The 24358-nt window shown below is 49.3% G+C and carries 20 protein-coding genes and 1 pseudogene; 11 read left to right on the top strand and 10 right to left on the bottom strand.

The genetic code is table 11. The features are described 5' to 3' along the window. Window positions 1-96 precede the first annotated feature (96 nt). Window positions 97-399: pseudogene (locus V5J77_RS03285) on the bottom strand (helix-turn-helix domain-containing protein); the annotation flags it as partial. 201 nt (window positions 400-600) lie between these two features. Here V5J77_RS03285 and V5J77_RS03280 point away from each other — a divergent pair. The 4 genes from V5J77_RS03280 to V5J77_RS03265 all read left to right on the top strand — a co-directional run bounded on the left by V5J77_RS03280 (window position 601) and on the right by V5J77_RS03265 (window position 3759). Then, entirely contained in the window at window positions 601-1335 is a 735-nt protein-coding gene (locus V5J77_RS03280; RefSeq protein WP_338554364.1) for an SDR family oxidoreductase, read from the top strand. Between the two features lie 207 nt (window positions 1336-1542). Further along, the gene (gene cysC / locus V5J77_RS03275) at window positions 1543-2145 is read left to right on the top strand and encodes an adenylyl-sulfate kinase (RefSeq protein WP_338554363.1); all 603 of its coding nucleotides are present in this window, start codon (window positions 1543-1545) and stop codon (window positions 2143-2145) included. 50 nt (window positions 2146-2195) lie between these two features. Further along, a complete protein-coding gene (locus V5J77_RS03270) occupies window positions 2196-2924 on the top strand; it encodes a sulfotransferase family 2 domain-containing protein (protein ID WP_338554362.1) in 729 nt (242 codons plus the stop codon). A gap of 76 nt (window positions 2925-3000) precedes the next feature. After that, window positions 3001-3759, top strand: coding sequence for an HAD family hydrolase (locus V5J77_RS03265; protein ID WP_338556526.1), 759 nt, complete (start codon window positions 3001-3003; stop codon window positions 3757-3759). A 224-nt stretch (window positions 3760-3983) separates the two neighbouring features. On the opposite strand, the gene V5J77_RS03260 is transcribed toward V5J77_RS03265, so the two are convergent. The 4 genes from V5J77_RS03260 to V5J77_RS03245 all read right to left on the bottom strand — a co-directional run bounded on the left by V5J77_RS03260 (window position 3984) and on the right by V5J77_RS03245 (window position 9572). Beyond that, window positions 3984-4961: a diaminopimelate dehydrogenase gene (locus tag V5J77_RS03260; RefSeq protein WP_338554361.1), complete on the bottom strand. Its 978-nt coding sequence runs from the start codon at window positions 4959-4961 to the stop codon at window positions 3984-3986. Between the two features lie 67 nt (window positions 4962-5028). Further along, window positions 5029-6288: a Glu/Leu/Phe/Val dehydrogenase gene (locus tag V5J77_RS03255; protein WP_338554360.1), complete on the bottom strand. Its 1260-nt coding sequence runs from the start codon at window positions 6286-6288 to the stop codon at window positions 5029-5031. A 711-nt stretch (window positions 6289-6999) separates the two neighbouring features. Continuing rightward, window positions 7000-8814 carry a HAMP domain-containing sensor histidine kinase gene (locus V5J77_RS03250; protein ID WP_338554359.1) on the bottom strand — a complete coding sequence of 605 codons (1815 nt, stop codon included), beginning with the start codon at window positions 8812-8814 and terminating at the stop codon, window positions 7000-7002. Next, window positions 8811-9572 (bottom strand): response regulator transcription factor, encoded by a 762-nt coding sequence (locus V5J77_RS03245; protein WP_338554358.1) that lies wholly within the window; start codon window positions 9570-9572, stop codon window positions 8811-8813. Before V5J77_RS03245 ends, V5J77_RS03250 begins: the two co-directional genes overlap by 4 nt. Before the next feature lie 222 nt (window positions 9573-9794). Here V5J77_RS03245 and V5J77_RS03240 point away from each other — a divergent pair, with 222 nt between their 5' ends. Next, complete coding sequence (locus tag V5J77_RS03240) at window positions 9795-10877, top strand: M23 family metallopeptidase (protein WP_338554357.1); 1083 nt, start codon at window positions 9795-9797, stop codon at window positions 10875-10877. 111 nt (window positions 10878-10988) lie between these two features. Here V5J77_RS03240 and V5J77_RS03235 read toward each other — a convergent pair whose 3' ends face one another. Next, window positions 10989-11402 (bottom strand): GNAT family N-acetyltransferase, encoded by a 414-nt coding sequence (locus V5J77_RS03235; protein ID WP_338554356.1) that lies wholly within the window; start codon window positions 11400-11402, stop codon window positions 10989-10991. A gap of 181 nt (window positions 11403-11583) precedes the next feature. Beyond that, window positions 11584-13542 (bottom strand): AraC family transcriptional regulator, encoded by a 1959-nt coding sequence (locus V5J77_RS03230; protein ID WP_338554355.1) that lies wholly within the window; start codon window positions 13540-13542, stop codon window positions 11584-11586. A 281-nt stretch (window positions 13543-13823) separates the two neighbouring features. On the opposite strand from V5J77_RS03230, the gene V5J77_RS03225 reads away from it, so the two are divergent. The 3 genes from V5J77_RS03225 to V5J77_RS03215 are packed head-to-tail and all read left to right on the top strand — an operon-like array spanning window position 13824 to window position 16286. Next, window positions 13824-14696 (top strand): ABC transporter ATP-binding protein, encoded by an 873-nt coding sequence (locus V5J77_RS03225; protein WP_338554354.1) that lies wholly within the window; start codon window positions 13824-13826, stop codon window positions 14694-14696. Then, window positions 14693-15502: an ABC transporter permease gene (locus V5J77_RS03220; RefSeq protein ID WP_338554353.1), complete on the top strand. Its 810-nt coding sequence runs from the start codon at window positions 14693-14695 to the stop codon at window positions 15500-15502. Before V5J77_RS03225 ends, V5J77_RS03220 begins: the two co-directional genes overlap by 4 nt. Before the next feature lie 7 nt (window positions 15503-15509). Next, window positions 15510-16286, top strand: a complete 777-nt coding sequence (locus tag V5J77_RS03215) for an ABC-2 family transporter protein (protein ID WP_338554352.1) — start codon at window positions 15510-15512, stop codon at window positions 16284-16286. A 118-nt stretch (window positions 16287-16404) separates the two neighbouring features. Here the strand turns inward: V5J77_RS03215 and V5J77_RS03210 are convergent, their stop codons facing one another. Both V5J77_RS03210 and V5J77_RS03205 read right to left on the bottom strand, forming a co-directional pair. Further along, complete coding sequence (locus V5J77_RS03210; RefSeq protein WP_338554351.1) at window positions 16405-17304, bottom strand: manganese catalase family protein; 900 nt, start codon at window positions 17302-17304, stop codon at window positions 16405-16407. 121 nt (window positions 17305-17425) lie between these two features. After that, entirely contained in the window at window positions 17426-18250 is an 825-nt protein-coding gene (locus V5J77_RS03205; protein ID WP_338554350.1) for an AraC family transcriptional regulator, read from the bottom strand. A gap of 126 nt (window positions 18251-18376) precedes the next feature. Here V5J77_RS03205 and V5J77_RS03200 point away from each other — a divergent pair, with 126 nt between their 5' ends. After that, the gene (locus V5J77_RS03200) at window positions 18377-19837 is read left to right on the top strand and encodes an alpha-L-fucosidase (protein WP_338554349.1); all 1461 of its coding nucleotides are present in this window, start codon (window positions 18377-18379) and stop codon (window positions 19835-19837) included. An 85-nt stretch (window positions 19838-19922) separates the two neighbouring features. Here V5J77_RS03200 and V5J77_RS03195 read toward each other — a convergent pair whose 3' ends face one another. Continuing rightward, window positions 19923-20357, bottom strand: coding sequence for a GNAT family N-acetyltransferase (locus tag V5J77_RS03195; protein WP_338554348.1), 435 nt, complete (start codon window positions 20355-20357; stop codon window positions 19923-19925). 156 nt (window positions 20358-20513) lie between these two features. Between V5J77_RS03195 and V5J77_RS03190 the strand changes: the two genes are divergently transcribed. Continuing rightward, complete coding sequence (locus tag V5J77_RS03190) at window positions 20514-21062, top strand: hypothetical protein (protein ID WP_338554347.1); 549 nt, start codon at window positions 20514-20516, stop codon at window positions 21060-21062. Window positions 21063-21381: 319 nt separating this feature from the next. Continuing rightward, the gene (locus V5J77_RS03185; protein WP_338554346.1) at window positions 21382-24261 is read left to right on the top strand and encodes an S-layer homology domain-containing protein; all 2880 of its coding nucleotides are present in this window, start codon (window positions 21382-21384) and stop codon (window positions 24259-24261) included. The last annotated feature ends 97 nt before the right edge of the window (window positions 24262-24358 follow it).

Below are 24358 nucleotides of genomic sequence, written 5' to 3'. Positions count from 1 at the left end.
CCGGTCCGTCTTCCCTGTCGCTTCGGCTGATGCCTTTGGCTGGAGGGAATCCGTGGCCTTATTGGTTTCCAGCTCTTTCACAAACCGGGCATGCTTCCTGCCCCAGCCGCACATGCTGTCCAGCACTGCCGACACGCTAAGTCCATGCTCGGTCAGGCTGTACTCTACACGAGGCGGGATCTCCTGAAATATTTCACGCTGCACAAGCCCGTCTTCCTCCAGCTCACGAAGCTGCTTCGCAAGCGTACCTTGCGATACACCCATTATTAACCGCCGCAGCTCGCCAAACCGTTTCGTACCTTCTACGAGTAAAATAAACAGGATGAGCGGCTTCCATTTGCCTCCGATTACTTCCAGCGTTGCAATAACTCCTGCCAATCTCGGCTCTTGTAAATTCATCCCAGTCTACTCCTCTCTCTACCATCATACCAGTTAAATGCCTATCCTGCACACCCGCCGCCATACTCCCGCCTGCTTACTGATGGTACGAAATTTCGGACTATGTACGAAAAAAATGCGTACTTGGCAACGTTTATCTTGTCTCCAATAATAACCTTAGCGGCGATATTCGCCCAACGATAAAAATCAGGAGGTTTACCTATGACCGCTTTCACTTTGAAAAATCAACGCGTCGTCATTATTGGCGGCAGCTCGGGAATTGGCCTGGCGACAGCTCGGCAGGCACTTGAACAAGGAGCATCCGTCATCATTGCAGGACGCTCCAAGGAGAAGCTGGCATCCGCCCGGCAGTTGCTCTGCTCCGACAAGGTTGAGACGTATGCGCTGGATAATCGCGACAACCGTCAGCTCGAACTATTTTTCAAACAAATCGGCAGCTTCGACCACCTGTTCACCCCAGGAGCCTCTTATGTGCGGGGGCCAATCACTTCGGATGAAGCGACAGCGGAAAGCTGCTTTCAGGCGAAGTTCTGGCCGCAATATTATGCGGTGAAATACGCGCTTCCTCATCTTCAGCCGGGCGGCTCCGTCGTGCTCATGTCGGGCGCATTCAGCCAACGGCCGCTTGCGGATGGAGCCTCCTATGCAGCCTGCAATGGCGCAATTGAAAGCTTGGGCAAAGCGCTCGCTGTCGAGCTTGCACCGAAGAAAATTAGAGCTAATGTCATCTCGCCAGGCACGATTTATACGGCATTTAATTGGGAGGGGGCCGAGCAAGCAACCCGCGATGCCTCCTATGATGCTTACACAAATATGAATGTGCTGAGGCGGGTTGGAGAAGCGGCTGAGGCCGCCCATACGGTTGTCTATTTAATGACGAATAGCTACACGACCGGCACGACGCTGCATCCCGACGGCGGGTATTTACTGCGCTAGCCTCACTAGATTTAACTAGTAGGACGGTCAAACCGGAGCCCGCAAGTCTGCCAGCAAGGCCGGACATAGAGAGGAAGTTCCGTACCCCACAAAATCAGGCACAGGCTATTGTGCCTGATTTTGTGTTTTTGTACGAACGCTTGCCGCAGCGCAACATAATTTAGTATAAAAAGGTCTGTAACACCCTTTCGGAAGTGATGTGGATATATGAAACATGAAACACCCCCTACTGTGCGACATTCTCCCCAAGTAAGCAAGAACGAGCGGCAGCAGCAAAATGGGCATAAAAGCTGCGTGCTATGGTTTACCGGCTTGTCAGGCTCCGGCAAATCGACTTTAGCTTTCGAAGTGGAGCGTGAGCTGTTTAGGCGCCATATGCACAGCTATGTTTTGGATGGGGACAATCTGCGGCTTGGCTTAAATCAGGGGCTCGGCTTCAGCCAGCAGGACCGCAGTGAAAATATCCGCCGCATTGGCGAAGCCGCCCTGCTGTTCTCCGATGCCGGATTAATCGCGCTGGTCGCTGCCATCTCCCCCTACCGAGCCGATCGCGAGCGGGTCAGATCCTTTTTTTCCGAGGATGAGTTTATTGAGATTTATGTCAAATGCCCGCTAGCCGAATGTGAGCGACGAGACCCGAAGGGACTGTACAAAAAAGCCCGCGCCGGTAAAATCCATGATTTCACAGGCATTTCCTCCGATTACGAAGCGCCGGAGCAGCCTGAAATCATCATCGAAAGCGACAGGCATACGCTTAAGGAATCCGTCCGCCTCATTTTGGATTATTTAAGAGACAACGGCTGCTTATAAGCGCCGAAGGCATCAGCTCGTTTTTCAAGAATAAGGTGAGGTGAAAAATAATGAGAACAGCCAAGGAGCCTTTGCTGCTCTATATACACATTCCAAAAACAGGAGGTACCTCCTTCACGCAGGCGATTAACGAGCATTGCCCGAACGCTGTCTACTATTTTCAGGTAGCAGATAAGCCTGATTTACTGCGGCAAGCTCTCCAACAGGCCGATGCGCTATCCGGCCACCTCCCATTTGGACTTCACAAAGCTACTAGTCGCCCCTGCCAATACGTGACGATGCTGCGTGATCCAGTGGAGCAGATCGCCTCCTTCTTTTATTTTAAATACAAAAATAAAAACTATCTCGACTACTACAATCCTTATCTTACGTTCGAGGAGTTTCTGAATAATCCGCGTTTTGATCCCGAATATGTAAACTTGCAAACCCGCTTTCTGAGCGGAGAGCTATGGAGCACAACTCCCGACTTAAGCAAAGCGACCAGAAGCCTGAAGCAGCATGTTTCATTCACCGGCATTACAGAGCTGTATGCGGAATCGCAATTTTTGTTTATGAGAGCAATGGGCTGGGAGCCGAAAGTTTATTCGAAAATGAATGCCAATGAATGCCGCCCGCCAAATACAGAGCTGACCCGCGATATCATTGACCTCATCCATAGTAAAAATGCCAGCGATGTTGAGCTGTACTATTTTGCCCGCCAGCTTCTGCAAAAAAAGCTTTATAAGCTTTCACACGCTTCTCGGGAGGAGCTCCGCCTGTATAAACACAATTGCCGCTAGCAGGGCGAGGACGACTTGGGGTACTATTAGAGGAACTGACAATGAAATAGACAAAAACGGGAGAGAACTCGCCATGATGGATATTAGCTTAAAAAAAGGCATCTTTTTCGATGTGGATGATACGCTGTATGATCATTTGCCTCCTTTCACGAAAGCAGTACAAGAAGTGCTTCAGCTTAGCGAAGCCTTCCCTTATGAAGCAGCCTACCGCCGCATGAGGCATTACAGCGATGTGTTATCCGAGCAAATGGGCGGCGCTGGCGCACTTGAGGCTGGGGCGGCGACGGAGCTGATGCGGACGCGCCGCTTCCAGCTGGCACTAGGCGAGTTCGACGTAGCACTTACAGGCGAGCAGGCGGCAGCTATGCAGGCTGCCTACATTGGCTGCCAATACGACATCGTGATGTTTCCGGGGGCAAAGGCCATGCTTGAGCGTCTTGCAAAAGCCGGGTACATCGTTGGCCTCATTACCAACGGAGCAGGCGCCCATCAACGCCGCAAAATCGAAGCGATGGATATTGACGCTTTGATACCGCGTGACCGTCAGTTCATTTCCGGCGAAGTCGGCTGGGACAAGCCCGACCCGCGGATTTTTAAAAGGGTGAATGAGCAGACAGGCACGCTGCCGGAAAATTGCATCTACATAGGCGACTCTTGGAATAATGATGTAGTAGGCGCCCTCCAAGCTGGCTGGACTTCCATTTGGTTCAATCACCGTCAGGTGCAGCCGTTAACGGAGCATGCTCCCGCTTACATCATGTCTGATTACACAGATTTGCAGGAGCAGCTGGTGAAAATGGGTATTTTGCCTTTGCCTGATCGCAAGGACGCTTAGTCCAACTGAGCCAATAAGCTTGGCGTCTATCTGCTCTGTCACGGATGCGATATATGCCATTCGAAGTAACGCTTGCTCACAACACGCCAATCCAGCTGTTCCGTGCCAACACAACAAAAACAAGCCGCCCCTTTCGCACAATAAACGGCTGAAGGACGGCTTGTTTGTGTTTTATAGCGTTAATAACTAGCGAAATAGCTACGAGCTAGTCTGAGATGAACGAATTACAGCAATTCCTTACGCAACTGGGCTGCGGATTTCGGCGATAGCAGACCGAACGGAATATCAAAGACGGTTTTCGCGCCAGCCCCACCCTCTTGAGCAAGCTTGTAAGCTGCTCTCGCATAAGCGACAAGCACGCTAGCTGTGAACTCAGGGTTGCTGTCGAGCGTCAGCCCGAACTCGATAATTTGCGTGCTGTTAACTCCGGTTTTGCCGCTGCGCAGCACGGTGCCGCCATGCGGCATTGCCGAATGCTCTGCCTTCAGCGTCGCTTCGTCTACGAAATGCACAACCGTATCATAGTCGGCAAAATAGTTCGGCATATTGCGGATTTCATCAGCAATCGCTTCCTGATTCGCGCCTTCTTCTGCTACGATATAACACTCTCTAAGATGCTTCTCACGCGTTGTGAGCTCAGGATTTTCCCCGCTCCGCACACGATTGACCGCTTCTTCAACGGGAATCGTATATTGCACGCCGTTCTTCACGCCATTGACGCGGCGAATCGCATCGGAGTGGCCTTGGCTAACGCCCTTGCCCCAGAACGTATACTCCTTGCCCTCTGGCAAAATCGCTTCCGCCAGCAAACGGCTAAGGGAGAACAAGCCCGGGTCCCAGCCTGTGGAAATGACGCTGATTTTGCCGCTTGCTTTCGCAGCCGCATCCACCTGCTCAAAATATTCAGGAATGCGAGCATGCGTATCGAAGCTGTCCACAGTATGGAAAAGACGGGCAAAAGCTGGACCCTGCTCCGGCAAATCGGTTGCCGAGCCGCCGCACAAAATCATAACGTCAATGTCGCCCGTGAATTTTTCCGCGTCCTCGATCGAATAAGCTTTCGTCTCAGACGGAATGGAAGCTGGATCTCTGCGAGTAAAGATAGCATCCAGACGAAGGTCTGGACTTTGTTTGATGGCAAGCTCCACGCCGCGGCCCAAGTTGCCATAACCTACGATGCCAATGCGAATTTGTTCAGCCATGTGTATCGCCACCTCATAATATAAATTAAAAAAATGATTGCAGGCAGAGCGGCACTAAACGTCCGTTCTACACCCAGCCTCTTGCTTCCATTGCAGCAGCAATACGCTTGATGGAAATCATATAAGCTGCTGTACGAAGATCAGTGCTGTGCTCTTTCGCCAAATCACGAACAGCCACGTACGACTGAATCATGTTCGTCTCTAGCTTCTCAAGCACTTCAGCCTCGCTCCAGTAGTAATTCATCAGGTTTTGTACCCACTCGAAATAGGATACCGTAACCCCGCCTGCATTTGCAAGGACGTCAGGAATAACAACGATGCCCTTCTGGAACAGAACGCGGTCTGCTTCCGGCGTCGTTGGGCCGTTTGCGGCTTCAGCGATGATTTTTGCTTGAATGCGGTCTGCATTAACAGCTGTAATTACATTTTCCAGCGCAGCTGGCACCAAAATGTCAACATCCAGCTCCAGCAAAGCTTCATTGGAAATAACGAACGATTGGCCGTAGTCCAAAATGGACGCATTGTCTTTAAGATCGGAAATTTTATCGTAGTCCAGTCCGTTTGGATCGTAAATGCCGCCGCGCGAATCGCTGATCGCTACGATTTTACAGCCTGCTTCGCTAAGCAGACGAGCTGCGATTCTTCCTGCGTTGCCGAAGCCTTGAACGGCTACAGTCGCATTTTGTACCGGAAGATTCTTATCTTTAAGCGCTGCGAAAATCGTATAAACACAGCCTTGCGCCGTTGCTTCATTACGACCTTTGGAGCCACCGATAATAAGCGGCTTGCCTGTGATAACGCCTGGGGAGTTTTTGCCTTTCATCTTGCTGTACGTGTCCATCATCCAGCCCATAATTTGCGGCGTCGTATACACGTCTGGAGCAGGAATATCTTTATCCGGTCCAACAAAGTCGGCAATAGCTTCCATAAATGCGCGGCTTACACGTTCCAGCTCACCCTTGCTCATTTTGCGAGGATCACAGATAACGCCGCCTTTGCCGCCGCCGTAAGGCAAGCCAACAACGCCACATTTGAAGCTCATCCACATCGACAATGCTTTTACTTCATCTAGCGTAACGTCTGGGTGGAAACGAATGCCGCCTTTAGTTGGCCCAATCGCATCATTATGCTGGGAACGGTAGCCTTCAAAAACCTGCACAGAACCATCATCCATACGAACCGGGAAGTTAACCGACAATACGCGCATCGGATGCTTCAAAATTTGAGTCACATGCTCAGGCAGCTTCAGATGGGCAACTGCGGTATCAATCTGCTGCTGGGCAATTTTATAAGGGTTTAATGTTTCTTCTGCAACAACAACTGTCATCTTCGAAATCATTCCTTCACTCTAAATTGGTCTGCACAAGGTGAAACGGCTGTCGCCATCCTTTGGCGGCGCAGCGCGTTTCACCACGAGAAATATAAGTCCATATATAAGTCCAAAACTTATACATTCTTAATATTTCAAGCAAAAACGACCTCGTCGTCCTTCTAGGACGTGCGAGGAGCCTTGCCCTAGAAATATAAGCGGAGTACAAGTGTGAAGCTTATACATTCTTATATTTTGAAAACTGCCGCTTTACCGCGACCGCGCACTATCGAGTTACACCGACAATGAGTTTTTTTCATTTTACCTGTTTCCCCTGCATATTAAAAGAATTTTCTTGATAATAATGCAAAAAAATATTCAATTCGTCCATTGTAACGTTAAGTTTCTTCAAAAGTTATAAGAAGTGACATATGACATCGAATGATATATAAATCTATGATTTTGTGTTAAAACTCGATTTTAAGCAGGGAAAATACTGACGAGTCACATTTTCTACCATTCGTTTTTTCTTCTCAGGCAGCCCAAAGGCATATTTCGCTAATTTTATGTAAATAATTGCAACGCCAAAATAAGATAAAAGGTGACAGGAGCATTTCCTGCCAAAAAAGAAAGGCTAGACGCTTTATGCATCCAGCCTTGTCTTGCACCATTTGCCCCTCCCCCTGATCGAAAGGAAGCCCCACTGTCATTTTACCCGTTAAAGCTTCTCTAGGGCGTGTCTGAAGCTCCACTGCCAGCTCTAGCTGACTCCTTCACTATTAAATCGCTCCAAACAAGTCGAATGATTGTGCCTTGCCCCAAAGTCGTTACGACCGAGATATGGCCGCCCATCGCTTCTGTCAGCCCTTTGGCAATCGCCATTCCAAGCCCCGAGCCATTTGGCGAAGAGGCGGTATCCGTGCCGCGATAATACCGTTCAAACAGCCGATTCAGCGTGTTCTCATCCATTCCGCCGCCATTGTCGGCAAATTCGATCGTAATGCCTTCATTTTTCTTCTCATTCGCAACAATCAAAGAGACGCTTAAAACCGTATCCGGTGCATTATGCAAAAGCGCATTTGCAGCAATATTGTTAACGATACGCTCCAGCCACGGGATATAGAGCTGAACCCACACGCCTTTCTGAGTAGATGCTTGGAACCGAATTCGCTCTTTGCCAAACAGAGGATCATCCGCAGCCAGCTTCAGTGTGTCCCGCAGCCAGCCACTTAATTCCACCTCCTCAATATCGGGTGGCAAAATCCCCGTCTTTAAGCGATAGGTCATCGCCAGATCGCTGATCAGCATGTCCATATGCGCCGATTTTTCCAGCATCGTAGCAGAAAACTTGCGCACATCCGCCTGCGACCACTCGTATTTGGGCTCTGCGAGCAGATGGGCATAGCCCGTAATGGATGACAAGGGCGTCTTCAAATCATGAGTCACCCCGGCGATCCATTCCTCCCGCCAGCTTTCCGTCTGCCTCCGCATCTCCTGCTCGCGCTGTAAAGCAGCAGACAGCTTATCAATGGATGTGATGACATCAGCAAAAACACGGTATCGACGACGCCACTTGCCAGAAGGCAACCGGCTGCGCGGCAAGCCCTTACGATCCAGTGGCTCTTGGTAAACAGCATTGCCAATCGCATCGAGCCATACGAGCATATGCAGCAAAGGCGCCCCAAACCGCCGTGCTTGCCAGAGCGACAGCAGCAAGAACAGGATCAGCATCGCAGCGAACATGGCAATAACGCCAACAATGACGATTTGTGCCTCGGCTGGAATGAGCGATTGCTTGCCAGAGCCCCCTGCTCCAATATTTTTTTGTCCCACAATCCATGTTTGCTTCGTCTGCTCATTGTAGGAGGATTGAATAATATAGCCATACCTTTCAGAGTAGATCGTCCGTAGTGCCAGCTCCTGAACGGAATAGTACTCCGGAATGGCATCTGGCTTATTATAGGAAGCAAGCTCCGTACCTTCCTGATCCAGCAGTTGCACGTACACTTGGCCCCTCTTCAGCTCGTACCCCAACGCATCAGGAAGTATAAGCCGACCGTCCCGCGCTGGAAATCCACCTTTTTTCACCTGTGCTAATACCGGCCCGATATAATTCGGCGCTCCATAAACGAGCGTGTAAAGCCTTCCATCCTTCTGTTGAATCCATACGGCCAAATGATAAGCAAACGGCTGCTTTTCCGTCCAATAAGCGACCAGCTCGCCCGGTCCATAGTGCTTGGGAACATCCGCAGGCGTATTATAGGAGCTTTCCACCTGCCCGAGCTCGTCCAAGCTTTGCAGCCAGCCGCCATTTTCCTTCACCTGGTTTAGCAAGCTCGCATCAAATCGGATTCCCTCCGCTCCAAGCTCTGACGATTCGACTAGCTTCTCCAGCCCAACGCTGGCAAAATCACGCGTAATGCTAATTTCGTTAAACTTTTGCAGCATCCAGACTACCGTTACAGCCGACATAAGCAATACAATGGTGCCCGCTATTCCCAATTGCAGAATAAATCTTATCGTCAATTGCCGCCGCATATTCATCGCGTTCCATTCTCCTGCACCAGCCCTTGAACGAGCTTGTAGCCAAGTCCTCTCACATTAACGATAAATATCGGATTGGCAGGGTCGGGCTCAATTCGTTCCCGAATACGGTGAATATGAACCATGACGGTATTATCGTCGCTGAAGGCGTCGTCGCCCCAAACCTTCTCGTACAGCTCGCTTTTGCTGAAAATCCGATTCGGGTTTTTACATAAAAACAGCAGCAATTGAAATACAAGCGCCGGGCAGGCAACCGCTTGCCCTTCCACCTTCAGCTCGCCCGCTGCTTCATCCAATGTAAATCGCCCATAATCGAAAACAGGGCTGTCATGTCCCCGCTCCCGTTCCAGCTCCACCGCTCTGCCGCTATTTACTGAGCTTGACGCGCCCAAATATCGCCGCAGCTGCACCCTTATCCTCGCCACCACCTCAAGCGGATTGAACGGCTTTGTTATATAATCATCCCCTCCGATGGCAAAGCCGGTCAGCTTGTCGAAATCGGAAGTGCGCGCGCTCAAAAATAAAATCGGCGCATCTGTCGTTTGCCGAATAAATGGACATACCTCGATTCCGCTGCGCCCCGGCAGCATCACATCCAAAACGATCAGATCATATTTTTTCGCCGTACAGGCAGCAATCGCCGCTTCACCTGTGCCCACGCTATCAATATTCGTATAGCCTTCCTTGCGCAGTACCGTTTGCAATAATTCCAGCAGCGCTTGTTCATCATCTACAAGCAAAATCGCTGCATTTTCCATTATGCCGCCGCCCTTCTTTACCTGTGCTTTTTTTTGCGCTATTTCTACATCATAGCATGATAGCCCTGAATAAATACGGTATGCCGTCTTAACGGAAGCTTAATTCGCCATACCAGCTTGATGCGAAAGTTAAGGCCGTGTTAATCCGCTGTTTCATTACTACTAAGAGTGGCTTGCTATTATATGAGCATAGACGATAAGGATAATGAGGAGGAGTCAACTATGAAGAAACCATCATTTACAATGATCAAGCAAGCAGGCACATCCGTAAAATGGGCGGCTGCTGTAGGCACGCTTGCCGTAATTTTAACGGCCTGCGGGGGCGGGGATACAGCGGCAACAAGCAATAGCGGGGCAACAAATTCCCCCGCAGCTGCTAATCAGGCAGAAGGTGCTGCCTCGAGTGCACCAGTTGCTTCAGAGACAGCAACGAATGCAGGTGAAGCGCTGGTTACGCCGGAGCAATTACCGAAGGCATTGCTTGCAGGCGACTATACGGGAATTTATGAACGCTTTAGCGCATCTTTCAAGGGGCAGGTTAGCGAGGCTGATTTTATAAAAATGGCCGAATCCTTCATGAGCGGCGTTAAGTCGCTCGAAAACACCTCTATTTTGAACAAAGGCGGCGCCGAGCAGCGCACATGGGTGAGCGATTCCGGGACGAAGGGAATCGTCGGCGTTTTTGATATGGAGGGCACGATTGTTGGGCTGCAAGTAAAGGACCTCACCCCTGCAACGGAAACAGACAGCCTGCTGACCAAAAACAGCTATAGCCTGCCCTTTCGCGGGGAATGGCTTGTCATTTGGGGAGGCAACAATGTGCTAGTCAATTATCACTATGAATATGAGAGTCAGCGCTACGCTTATGATTTTGTACAGGCGAAGGATGGTAATTCCTATGAAGGCGATCCATTGAAAAATGAAAGCTACTTCGCATTCGGTCAGGAAATTCTAGCCCCTGCGGACGGTACAGTCGTATCGGTTGTTAACGATATAGCCGATAACGAGCCCGTTGGCGTCATGAATGAAAAGGCGCCTGCCGGCAATGTGGTTGTCATTGATCATGGAGGCGAATACAGCTATCTCGCCCATATGAAAAAAGGCTCCGCTACTGTAAAGGCTGGCGACAAGGTCACTAAAGGCGATGTCATTGGCTTGACAGGCAATTCCGGCAACTCCAGCGAGGCCCATTTGCATTTTCAGCTGTCTGACGGGGATGACTTGTTCACCTCAAAGGCAATTGCCGTGAAATGGGAAGGCGGCATTAAGCCCATTCAAGGAGAAACGATTGGCAGCGCTGAATAAGCCAGCATAAGCAAACAGCTGCAAGCATCGGTCTTTTCAGACCCAGCTTGCAGCTGTTTTTTAGTTTCTCATGAGCTTTTGTGCCAAGCGGACACCTATTACACTCCGTATTTATCCATTAAACCGGATTAAGCGTTTATAGACGAAAGCTGTTTTACGATAGTCCTGCTCCTCATCAAGAAGCTGCGGAGCCTCAAGCTGCTGGCCTAGCCTGAACAGCGCTTCCGCCTCCAACAGCAGCTCTTTCCCTACGCCTCTGTCCAAGTATTCTGGATGTACGATCAGCCCGCCGATATATGGAACCTCCCCCCGCACATGCAAATGGATCGAGCCAATGATAGAATCGTCCTCTACAACCGCTTTGAGAAAAATATGATCTTGAAACTGCTCCCTTATAGCCGCTAAGGACGTATTTGAAGTCTCCACCCTATACATTCCGAATCGCCCAGCCTGACCTCTGCTCGCCGCTTGCTTCAACGCAGCAATGGCTTCGGCATCGGATACGAGCGCTATTTTGATTATCATCTGCTCCATCACCTCTTTGAGCGTACAATCTACTTCGCGTCATTTATAATTCATTATATAAAATATAACTGAACTGATTCTGAACACTTCGCCTAGTCATCTTGGCAAACAAAAAAACAGAGCAAGAAAACGGCTCCTCTCTTGCTCTGTTTACTATTGATGTGTGATGTAGGTTGACGCGTTATTGTTTTACCAGCCAAGCGGTGAGCTCTTCCAATTGGGCCGATGTGGCAATTGGATCAAAGTACCAGGATTTATCGCCATGCCAGATGTAGACCCGATCATTTTTAACAGCATCGAGTGTTCCCCAGATCGAATCTGCCTTCAAATCCTCAAGTGTATGCGTCTCGGAGGTGAAAATAATATAGTCGCCCGCATACTCTTCCAAGATTTCCAGCGATATTTCAAGCGCCTGCTCCTTCATGACCTCCGCTGCATGTTTGGGCGGAAGCTTGCGGTCAAGCGCATGATAAATGGCCTGTCCGCCACGTCCAAAATTATCACCGAATACGCCTACTGTTTTGCCCCAATCCTCCATGAGGGAGAACGTCGCTTCGGCTGGCACATGCTGCGCAACCTGCTCGCGCGCCTGTACAATCTGCTTATCAAAATCGGCAAGCCATGCCGCCGCCTCTTGCTCCTTGCCCAGCACTTGTCCAAAAAATTCAATTTCTTCATGTACCGTTTTCAAATTGCCGAAGGGCACTAGCACGGTTGGCGCAATTTTGCTAAAGGATTCATAAGCCATTTCATTGCCGGTAACGATTAAATCCGGCTGCAGCTCCAAAATTTTCTCTAGCGAAATGCTTTCGTATTCACCGATATTTTCTACGCCGGCAAGCTCGGCCTTATAGTAGGGATTTTCGAGATTTTTTTGCGGCGTGCCAACCGGCTTCACATTAAGCGCAATAAAGCTGCCCAAATAAAGGTCCACCACGACGCGCTGTGCTTGATTAGGTATTTCTATATCTCCTTTAATGGTTTTAATAATCCGTGTTCCACTTACCGCATCAGCCTGCGACGATTTCTCAGGCGACTTCTGCTCTGCTGATGCTTGTACGCTTCCAGCATTGCCCGAGGCAGCTCCCTGCGGTGCCGTTACACCTGAGCAGGCGCTCAAAAACAGGGTCAAACTGATGAGCATCGTGGCCAGCATTTTTTTATGGCTAAACATAGCTAACTCCCCTTCTTTTCCACGTTGATAATAATTCTCATCAACACTATAAAGCCTGGAGCTAACGTTGCCAATGGAGAATATGCGCCCAAGCGCTGGATTTTTTGCTCCTCTTTCGATTTGTCCCCTCTGTGTGCGAAACAGAATTGGAGACTGACCGATATGTTTTTTAAACATCCGCCCAAAATAATATTTATCTGGATAGCCTGTGTATATCGCTACTTCTTCCAAGGTCGCTTCTGAGTTAAGCAGCAGCCCCTTGGCGTGCTTTAGCCTGATCTTCGTTAAATATTGAATCGGGCTAACACCAGTCTCTCTCTTAAATAATTTAACGAGATGGCCTACGCTGCATTCGAGCAGGTCAGCAAGAACGTCCAGCGTAATCGCACTGGCATATTGCTCCTCCATATAACGAATCGCCTGCGAGACCAGATCGGCCCGCGCCAGCTGTATGCCATCTCTATGAAGCTGCCATAGCAGCTCGTACACACACTGATAAAATAAAGCTTTAGCGTGGAAATGCTCCAGCTCCCCGCCATTTTCCCAGCTGCGCTCCAGCTCTTCGATTTTTGCAAATAAACTTAAGGAAGAATGCGGCACCAAGCTATATTGCAGCTGGAAGGGGCGATGCTTATGCAGCAAATCCAAAATCTCCTGCCTGCTGGGAAGCGGAATAACTGCCTTATAAAATACAATGACATATTCAAATGGCTCTGCTGACGGCCTGATGTCCAGACACGCCCCTTTGCCGCCGTGCAAAACGTGAAATCGCTTCATGCTGCTGGTCGCGCTGTCCAGCTCCACCTCAGCACGGCCATGGAGCACATATAAAAAAAAGCTCGACGGAATGCGGTAAGCCCGCAGTTCCTCATTTGTACCTAATACCGTCCGTCTTATATCCAGCAGCTTAATCGAAGCGCGATTCCATAAGGCGGTATGCTCATTCAATTGCAGCACTTTGTTCACTCCCTATCTCTCATTTGCGCAATAGGCAATAACGTTATTTATTATCCATCATAGTTGATAACCGTTATCATTTACAACAGGATCACCATAAATTACTTTTATAACAATGGATTGACAGCGCTTCCCATAAAATGATATTATCTTCTCCCTGTCATTCAAGCAAAAACGACTTCGTTGTCCTTTTGGGACGAACGAAGAGCTTTGTCGGAGAAATATAAGCGAAGCGTACGGGGGAAACGTATAAATTCTTAATATTTTTAACAACGTGAGGAGGAAAGCACTTGATTGAGGTTAACGGAATAAGCAAGTCATTCCTGGTGTCGAAGCGGCCGCCGGGCTTGGCGCATGCGGTAAAATCGCTTTTTCGAAGGGAATATACGGTCGTGGAGGCGCTGCAAAATATTTCGTTCACGATTGGCTCCGGAGAAATTGTCGGTTATATTGGACCGAATGGAGCGGGAAAATCAACAACGATTAAGACGATGAGCGGGATTCTCGTGCCCGATAGCGGGACTTGTTCGATTATGGGGTACACGCCTTGGAAGGAACGGGTTGCCTATGTGAAAAATATCGGCGTCGTATTCGGGCAGCGCTCGCAGCTATGGTGGGACGTTCCGGTGCAGGACTCCTTCGAGCTGCTGCGCGACATCTATCGCATTCCTCCATTGGAATTCCGATCTACTCTGACACTGCTCGTAGAAACGCTGGATTTACAAGCGCTGCTGCATACTCCCGTTCGACAGCTCAGTCTTGGACAGCGCATGCGCTGTGAAATTGCCGCTTCGCTGCTGCACAGCCCCAGCCTGCTGTTTCTGGATGAGCCGACGATTGGGCTAGATGCCGTATCGAAAATCGCCGTTCGGCAGTTCATTAAAACGATCAACGAGGAAAAAGGCGTCACTGTCATTTTGACGACCCATGATATGAATGATATTGAGGCTCTCGCCAGCCGGCTGCTGCTTATCGGCAAAGGCAGGCTGCTTTATGACGGCACCGTTCAAGGACTGCGCAGCCGTTATGAAGGCACAAACGGGACGACACCAGCCTCGCGGCTCCAGCAGGCCCCTGCCTCAGCAGCTGAGCAAGACCCGTCCAATAGCAGCATGTCCATTGAAGACATTGTCGTGCAAATGTATAAGGAGTATGCACTATGATTAAGCCTTATTACGCCGTACTCAGACTGCGGCTCAGCAACGGCCTGCAATACCGTGCCGCCGCATACGCAGGCATCGGGACGCAGTTTTTTTTCGGCTTTATTTTCATTATGGTGTTTGTTGCCTTCTATGCCCAGACCCGTGCCGCCGCACCGCAGATGAGCCTCTCGGAGGTTGTCGCCTACTGCTGGCTTAAGCAAGCGTTCCTTGCCTTCATCGTCTTATGGCTGCGGGACAATGAGCTGTTTCAGCTCATTACGAGTGGCAATATCGCCTATGAGCTGTGCAGGCCAAGCGGCATTTATGGCCTCTGGTATGCGAAGCTGCTCGCCCAGCGGCTGTCCAGCGCTTTGCTTCGCTGCCTGCCGATCCTGCTGGTGAGTCTGGTTCTGCCCCAGCCCTACAGGCTTGAGCTGCCGCCTGACTTTGCCGCCTTTTTCCTATTCGTCTGCTCGCTTATTATAGGCTTATTCCTGATCGTAGCTATCTCCATGCTTATTTATATATCCGTATTCATTACAATGTCGCCGGCTGGCTCTCTGCTGATGTTCAGCGTGTTTGGCGAGTTTTTCGCCGGTATGATTATTCCGGTACCGCTTATGCCGGATTGGATGCAGCGGATTGTCTACGCCCTGCCCTTCCACTGGACCGTCGACTTTCCATTTCGCGTCTACACCGGCAACATTCCCAAGCTGGATGCAGCAACGGGATTGCTGTTTCAGCTATTATGGCTCGCTGCGCTCATTTTCATAGGCAAAATCGCGATGAACAAGGCGCTGCGACGCGTCGTTGTACAAGGAGGGTGATGCGGCGATGACGCTTTATTTTAAATACATGCTGCTGCTGTTCAAAGCGCAAATGCAGTACCGCGCTTCCTTCCTGCTGCTCGTGGTTGGACAATGCTTAACGCCCTTCACCGTATTTGCCGGGCTATATTTCATGTTCGAGCGTTTCGGGGATATGAAAGGCTGGAGCTTCTACGAGGTGATGCTGTGCTTTGCCATTACGCATATGGCCTTCTCGATTACCGAATGCTTCGCGCGCGGGTTTGATATGTTCTCCTCGCTAGTCGTAAGCGGAGATTTCGACCGACTGCTCGTCCGTCCGCGCGGCACCATTCTTCAGGTGCTCAGCTCCAAATTTGAATTTTCCCGCGTCGGGCGCCTGCTGCTTGGCATCGGCGTGCTGATCTGGGCAATTACAAATCTGGATATGGAGTGGACCCTGTTAAAAATAACTGCGCTCGTGCTTTCACAAGCATCGGGGGTCATTATTTTCGCCAGTATCTTTATTCTGTGTGCCTCATTCAGCTTCTGGACCGTTCAGGGGCTCGAAATCGCTAATATTTTGACCGACGGCGGACGAGAAATGGCGCAATACCCACTCAGCATCTATCATAGACGCATTCAGCAATTTTTCACCTTTGTCATCCCTTTCGGCTGCGCCAATTATTTGCCGCTGCAATACATACTCGGCCGCGAGGAAAATCCGCTATATGCTTTTCTGCCGCTCGCAGGGCTGCTGTTCCTTGCCCCGTGTCTGCTAATCTGGCAAATTGGCGTTCGGCGCTATCGCTCAACCGGATCTTAGGGCGTGAACGGGTTTTCAGACACGCCCTAGTCGTTTAGAAAAACAAACAGCCAGCACTAGCCGAAAATAGACGGCAGGTACTGGCTGTTTGTCGTTTTTTTAAAAGCAAGGCTCAAAGCTAATGAATATTTCCCGCAGCCTTCAGCCGCTCCGCAATGGCGGCGAAATCCTCCGCAGAAATGCCCGGCGCAAATTCTTCCTCCACCTCTGGATATTCCGGTACAGGCACGCCCTTCGGCACCCCATGGATAACCTCAAGCGGCTGCCCATCCTCTGGATGCGTGCCCTTCCAAATTTGGTCGATCGTTTTAAAATCATTGTCGCTGTACGTATACAGCTTCGTATGAACGCCCTTCTCCTCATACTTGCGCGCTTCATTGAACGCTTTATTATTAAGTGAAGGAATCGGAATCAGCTTGGTTACATCTACGCCGGTTGCTACTTGCAGCGCTTTAGCATAGGCTACTACATGAACACCGCCCCGCACGAGCAAATAACCTACCACTTCGCGCGCAGCCGGATGGGAGGTCATTTCGTACACCTTCATTTTGTGGGTTCTGGCGCCTACCTCCAGAAAGAAGTTATGCAGCAAATCCTCAACCAAATCCCCGCTATTAAATACATTCTCGCCCGTCCATGGCCTGCCCATGGAATCAACAGGCAATGCGCCTTGTCCACCAGATAGAAACGGTAGCGACATGCGCCAGTCCTTCACCGATTTCAGCGGCGATTCATCCGGCTTGCCCGGCGATGTAGAGCCATGCAGGCAGTGGTTTATCGCGTGGGAGACAAGCTCGACGTGGCCAAGCTCCTCTGCTGTAATGCTCGTAACCAAATCATAAAACGGACGCAGCTTCGATTTCGAGCGAAAATTAAACGACTGGTACAAATAGTTGTTGAGCGTAGACATTTCGCCAAATTTCCCGCCCAGCAGCTCTTGCACAGCAGCAGCCGCGTTCGGCTCAGGCCGCCCGACATTCGGAATTTCGATCAACACTTCATCCAAGCGTTTAAACATGCATCTGCCTCCCGTATTCTCAAGATTGGATTTCTCTGACAGCGCCAATAGGTTGCGACACTTTATTATTGGCTGCGTCAGGGAAAGATATCCGTCATTGAGGGGCTGGAGGGAATAACGTTTATGATCCTTGTTTTCTAAACTCCGTCGGAGACACTCCCGCTATTTTCTTGAATTGCTTGGAAAAATAAAACAGGTCATTAAAGCCCGTCTGCTCGGCAACCTCGCTAACGCTGAGCGAGGAGTCAGCCAGCAGCTCCTTTGCCTTTTCAATTTTCAAACGGGCGATGTACTGAATCGGCGGCACCCCCATTTGCTCCTTGAACATTCTTATAAAATAGTTCGGATGCAGGCATGCCCGCTGCGCCAAATCTTGAATGGTAATGTCGCTGCCGCTATTCAACTGGATATAGCTCAAAATCTCAGTCAGCCGCTGAGTAACTGCCGCCTTTTTCAAGCTGATGCTCTCCTCGCCCTGCTGCATAACGAACAACGAAAACAGCTCCAGCAGCTTCGCTTTGGCAAGCAGCCTAGCGTAGACCGTCTGATCATTCGCATAAAGCACCAGCTCGGCAAAAATCGTCCGCACCCGCTCCTGATCAACAGCCGTGCAGAGATAGGGCATATCCAGCAGCTTGAACAGGTTGATTTCTCCAACCTTGGCGCTGAAATGACACCAATATTTACGGTAGGTGTCGCTCCCCTTTATAACCGAATACGATTGAGGCACTCCCTCCGGCATCAGAATAAGCTGACCTGGAACAGGAGCATACTCCTCATCGCCAATTTTGAGCCAGCCGCTGCCATGCTCGATGAAATAAAATTTGCTGTAATCCGGCGTAAAATCGAGATCACGCCATTCCGTGCTGACCGTATTATGGTGGGCGATAAATAACTCGATCTGCATATGGGATAAATAATAGGCGAGCAAGGAATGAGCATTCATGAGGCAAACCTGCTTCCGTGGTTAATTTTATACAAATAAAAGTTAGTGTCCCACATTCTTAATTCTGCTGGCGCTTGCTAGAATAGCCCTATAGCTTTCCATTCAGAAAGGACGGTTAACATAACCATGAATAAACAAGATTATTTGAAGCAAATAACCGCAACGATTGCGCAAGGGCCGTATCGTGACGATTGGGAATCGCTCAGCGATTTTGAAATACCGGCTTGGTATAAGCAAGCTAAATTCGGCATTTTTATTCACTGGGGCTTGTATTCCGTTCCAGCCTTCAGCAGCGAATGGTACTCGCGTAATATGTACATTCAGGGCAGCAAGGAATACGAGCATCATATTGCCACCTATGGCGAGCATAAAAGCTTTGGCTATAAGGATTTTATCCCGATGTTTCAGGCTGAGAAATTTAATGCCGAGGAATGGGCTGACCTGTTCCAGCGCTCGGGAGCGAAATATGTAATGCCCGTTGCGGAGCATCATGACGGCTTTCAAATGTACAAAAGCGCCATCTCCCGCTTCAATGCCTACGAAATGGGGCCTAAACGGGATTTGTTGCAGGAAATGAAAATCGCCTTTGAGCAACGGAATTTGACCTTTACCGTCTCATCCCACCGTGCGGAGCATTGGTTCTTCATGTCGCATGGCAAGAAGTTTGAATCCGACGTTCACGAACCGCTTGTATGCGGCGACTTTTACTGGCCATCCATGCCGGAGCCAGAGGATCATTTCAATCAATATGAATCCCCTCCGACGGATGAATATATGGAGGATTGGCTCATTCGCTGCTGCGAGCTCATTGATAATTACGAGCCAAAAATTTTATATTTTGACTGGTGGATTCAGCACGCCTCATTCAAGCCGTATTTGAAAAAGCTCGCGGCGTATTATTACAATAAATCCGCAGAGCTCGGCTTTCAAGGCATTATCAATTATAAGCATGATGCTTTCATGCTGGGCAGCGCCGTTCCCGATGTAGAACGCGGACAATTTGCCGAGTTGAAGCCTTATTACTGGCAGACGGATACCGCTGTAGCCCGTAACTCATGGAGCTATACGCCTAACAATGATTATAAATCGCCGCTGGAGCTCATTCAAGATTTGGTCGATATCGTAAGCAAAAACGGCAATCTGCTGCTCAATGTTGGGCCGAAGGCCGATGGCACGATTCCTCAGGAGGATCGGGACATTTTGCTTGCCATTGGGGGCTGGCTTGAGACAAATGGCGAAGCGATCTACGGTACAAGCTACTGGCGTACTTATGGCGAGGGGCCAACGAAGGTAGAGGAAGGGCAGTTCACGGACGGCAAAAGCAAAATCTTCACGCCGCAGGACATCCGCTTTACGGTGAAGGGAAGCTGCCTGTATGCGACCGTGCTCGTCTATCCAGAGGACGGCGAGGTGAAAATTACGTCTTTGAAGGAGAAATCTCACGATTTCCAAGGCATTATTCAACAGATCGAAGTGCTCGGCTTCGAGGAGCAGCCTGTCTGGGAACGCACAGCAGAAGCGCTCGTCGTGAAGACGAACTCGGTTCGCAGTCCTTATCCGGTCGTGTTGAAGATTACTGTGGACTAATCGGATCTAGGTACCCCTACATCTAAAAAAAGCAAACCCACCAACAGCCGGATAAAGGCTAGCGGTGGGTTTTACTGTTATACCTTCAAACTCTATTAATTTGCACTGGTCTGCGCATAAACCGTGCCTGATCCCGTTCAAAGCCATATTGCTCATACAGACCGTGCGCGTCCTTCGTGCCGAGCAGCCCTGTCATCCCTTCGAACTCTGGAGCATTCGTTATCGTTTCCATTAGTTTTTTGGAAATGCCCTGACCACGGTAAGCCTCCAGCACAAACACATCACATAAATAGTAGGTCGTCGCTCCATCCGTAATGATTCTGGCAAAAGCAATCATTTTTTCTTGGTTATTCACTAGCTCGTATACGCCATAGCAAATGGAATTTTCAATTGATTTCATAATTTTCGCAGCAGGCCGCTTGCTCGCCCAATAGCTGGTTGCCAAATAATCCACAACCACCTGCACCTGAATACGCTGCTTATCATCACTCACCACATATGATTTGAAATTCAGCTCCATACGGCACCTCCACCGATTTAAATCTCTAATGTTAAAAATAGTATAACCGCTCCCTCCCACCTCCGCCAGAAATCCGTTGTATAATAAACACAGCTCTATTGAAACGCTTCAATATGTGCTTTGACATTTAAAATATGACCACTGCGAGGGATAAAAATGTTTGATCCAACCGTATTCGATAATTTAAAGGTTGCTTTTGAAAATCAGCTGTACGATCTGGATACGCTCGACGAAACGATCCAGATAACTGGCCGCAAGGACACGATGGAAATGTCCGTGATGGGACGAGCCTTCAGCCTTTCCTTTCACTTGACCGGGCAGGAAGCGGTAACTGCTGAGCTGCGGCTCAAAGCCTCCTTGAAGGAGCTCGCCGCCGAGCTATTGGAGCTGACGGGAGAAGCACCCGGCTGCGAGCTGAGCTTGCTTTTTCATATGAAAATGACGAATTTCGAGCAGCAATGTCCGCAAATTGAGGCGGTATTCCAGCGAATTTGGCCCGAAAACCCCATTCCTGTGCAGACGCTCAGCTTTATCTATACAGAGGGGCAGACGGTGCATCAAAATGAGATTAAGCTGACATTCAAGCGCAAAATCAACGAGGAGCAAATGGAGGATATTCCGAGCCTGCTGGAGCATGTTCTGTTGACGCTGCGAGCATTGGTCGAGGCTTCTGCTGCAAGCAATGCTTCCACGCAACTAGATTAATAGAGAATTGATTGAGGAATGTAAAGATGGCCTTGACGTTTTTTAAATTTACAACAGTTACCCAAAATAAATTATTGCTCGAATCCCTACGTATACATACGTTTTTTCTGTTTTTTTCAACTTTATTCAACAAAATATTTTGAAAAATTCAATAAAACATCTTCCCTCCACATAATTTTCCATGGTAGTATTATACTATTGAGCAAAAAGACCTATTTCTATCATCTTCTAGAGTAAGCACATCGTCTCAGTATTTTAGGTCCAATGCACAATATGCAATTGTTTTACAAACAGAGAATAGATAAGGGAGAGAGTTATAATGATTGGCAACAAGGCAAGCAAACGCATTTCTGTCGCACTTGTTTTTGCAATGGTCTTATCGATTTTTTCCACGAACTACATCGCATTTGGGGCAGAGGCAGCCTCCTCCGTGTCGTTTACAGACATTGAGAAATCTTATGCCAAGGATGAAGTAAGCGCTCTAGTAGAAAAAGGTATACTCGGCGGTTATGGCGATGGCAGCTTTAAGCCTTCAAACTCCATTACACGCGCGGAGCTAGCTAAAGTGCTTGTGCTTGCTCTAGGTAAAGAGCAGGATGCCGCAAGCGCAGCACCCTTCAAGGATGTGGACAGCAGCAGCTGGTATAGCGGCTATGTTGGCGCACTGGTGAAATCCGGCATTACGCAAGGTATTTCCGCCGACCAGTTCGCTCCGAACAAAACCGTTACACGCGAAGAGCTGGCTGTATTTTTTATTCGTGCATTTGGCTTGGAGCAGGCTGCTCAAGCGGTACCGCTGGATGAGAAGCTTTCGGACCTCTCCACTGTATCCACATGGGCGAAAAGCTATGTTTCCTTCGCCTATCAAATCGGCTTCATTAAAGGCGTAGCTAACGCAGACGGTACAACTCGCTTCAACCCTGCAGGCGTAGCTGATCGACAAGCTTTGGCTCGTCTAGCCTATGAGTTCGTCTTCAATAAGACAACCTACGATCTAGCTGCCGCTTCGCTTGGTGCAGCTGCTACACCAGCGCCGTCTGCTACACCAACTCCAACAAACCCGCCGAAGTCATCAGACAGCAGCAGCGGTGGTAGTGGTGGAAATAGCGGCGGGAGCAATGGCGGAAATAACGGTGGTTCGACGAGCACTTCCATTAATACCGCAGGTGAGCACGCGCTCGGTGCAGTCACAGGCGATGTGCGCATCTATGCTGCCGATGTAACGCTTAAAAACACAACGATTACGGGTAATCTGTTCTTGGAAAGCAGCATCGGCAATGGCGATGTAACGCTCGAGAACGTTACCGTTAGCGGATCGACGACCATTAATGGCGGCGGCCCCAACAGTATTCATGTACAAAACTCCACACTGGCAACTGTCATTGTAAATAAGCAAGACGGAAGCATTCGTCTTGTATTGGAGAGCGGAACGGATGTCCAGCAGGTTACCATTAGCTCCGGCGCTATTCTTGAAACACAGCCAGGGGTTGGACAGGTTGGAAACATCAACATCTCACGCAGCGTTCCACATAATGCTCAGGTTGCGTTAAACGGCGTATTTAATTCGGTTTCCGTCTATGCCGAGCAAGCGGCGATCACGCTTGGCGAGAACGGCTCCATCGGTCAACTGGATGTATTCGCAAGCGCACTGAATACTATTTTCCACCTGGAACAAGGCTCAAATGTTGCAAATGCCGTTCTTGATGCGGTCGTTTCCTTCCTTGGACAAGGTGCGATTACTGACGCGGTCGTCAATGCAGATGGCGTGGACTTCAGCTCGCTGCCAAGCCAGCCAAACCTGCAAGCCGATCCTGCCGTTTCCAGCATCATTGCGGAGCCTGCACAAGGCTTTGAGCTTTCAGCAATTGGAGCAACTCGTCAAATCGTAGCGACAGGCGTGAAAAACACAGCTAACGCTAAAGATATTACGACACATTCAAGCTGGACCAGCTCAGATGCATCCGTAGCCGAAGTCGTGTACGGTAAGGTTAAAGCAGTTGGAGAAGGTACAACCTTCATTACAGCTACCTATGGCTTGTATAATGTACAGGTTCCTGTAACGGTAGCCGTTTATGAGCAAGGGTACCCGACGATTTCGGCGGTACAAGTGACGAACGGCGCAGTTGATGTTGCTTTTGATCAGCAAGTAGATGATGTGAGCCTGTCTGATTTCGCCATTTCCGCAACGCTGAACGGTGCAGCATATGCGCTGAGCGGCTTGCAATATGCGGACGGCAAAATTACCTTTAATCCGGTTCAAAGCTATGGCTCTACATTGTACGTTCATATTGAAGCAAATGAAACCAAAACCAAGTTCGCAGGAAGCCAAGGCGGCGCAGTTAAACTGACAGGCTTTGGCGGTCAAATTATTGATGTTGCCCGCAATCCTGTAGCTAACCTGACGATTGAGTTCCGCAAAGGACTCGGCGCTACAAGCGGCCCTGTTGTTGGTACAGCTGTAACCGATGCTAACGGAAAATATTACATTTATTTAGCTCCTGGCATTTACACAGGTGAGCTCGGCGGCGTAGGCACATCATATGTAACGACCTATATGACCGCAGTATCAGCTGTCAATGTAAATAACCAGAATGAAAACCAAACTGCAATCGGCATCCCATCCGAAAATGAAACGCGCATCGTGTTGACATGGGGCAAGGACCCTGCTGATCTGGATTCACATCTGATCGGACCGGCTGCACAGGGCGGAATCTTTCACACTTGGTATGGGAGTAAAATTTATTATTATAACAATATAAAAATGGTTGATCTAGACTTGGATGATGTAACCTCGTATGGACCTGAAACCACAACGATCCGTAAAGACACAAACGGCACGTATACTTTCTATGTGCATCACTTCTCTGGAGCAAGCACGATTTCGGCATCTGGTGCAAAAGTTGAAGTGTACCGTGGTTCTTCCCCTACACCAATTAAAGTGTACGAAGTACCAACCGATAGAGGCAATGAGCTCTATTGGACTGTATTCACGATGACGATTACGGAGGGTCAAGTGACATTCACGGATGTTAACACCTTCTCGAATACGAGTCCTGCAGGAGGTCTGAGCTTTGTAGATAACAATCAAAGACCTTCTGAAGAACCAGAGCAAGAAGAAGAGCAGGAGCCACAACCCGAGCAAGAGCCTCAGCCTGAGCAGCAACCAGAGCAACAGCCTGATCCACAAGCTGCACCTTAATAGGCTGCAACAAAATAAAGCAGCGGTAGCGCCCAAAATTCAGGCAGCCGCTGAATGAACCATCAAAAAACCAGTATGACCGATTTAGCGGTCATGC

Source organism: Paenibacillus sp. KS-LC4 (genome assembly GCF_036894955.1).
GTDB lineage: Bacteria > Bacillota > Bacilli > Paenibacillales > Paenibacillaceae > Pristimantibacillus.
The sequence above is the reverse complement of the archived record's forward strand: the minus strand, read 5'-3'. Positions and strand labels throughout refer to the sequence as shown.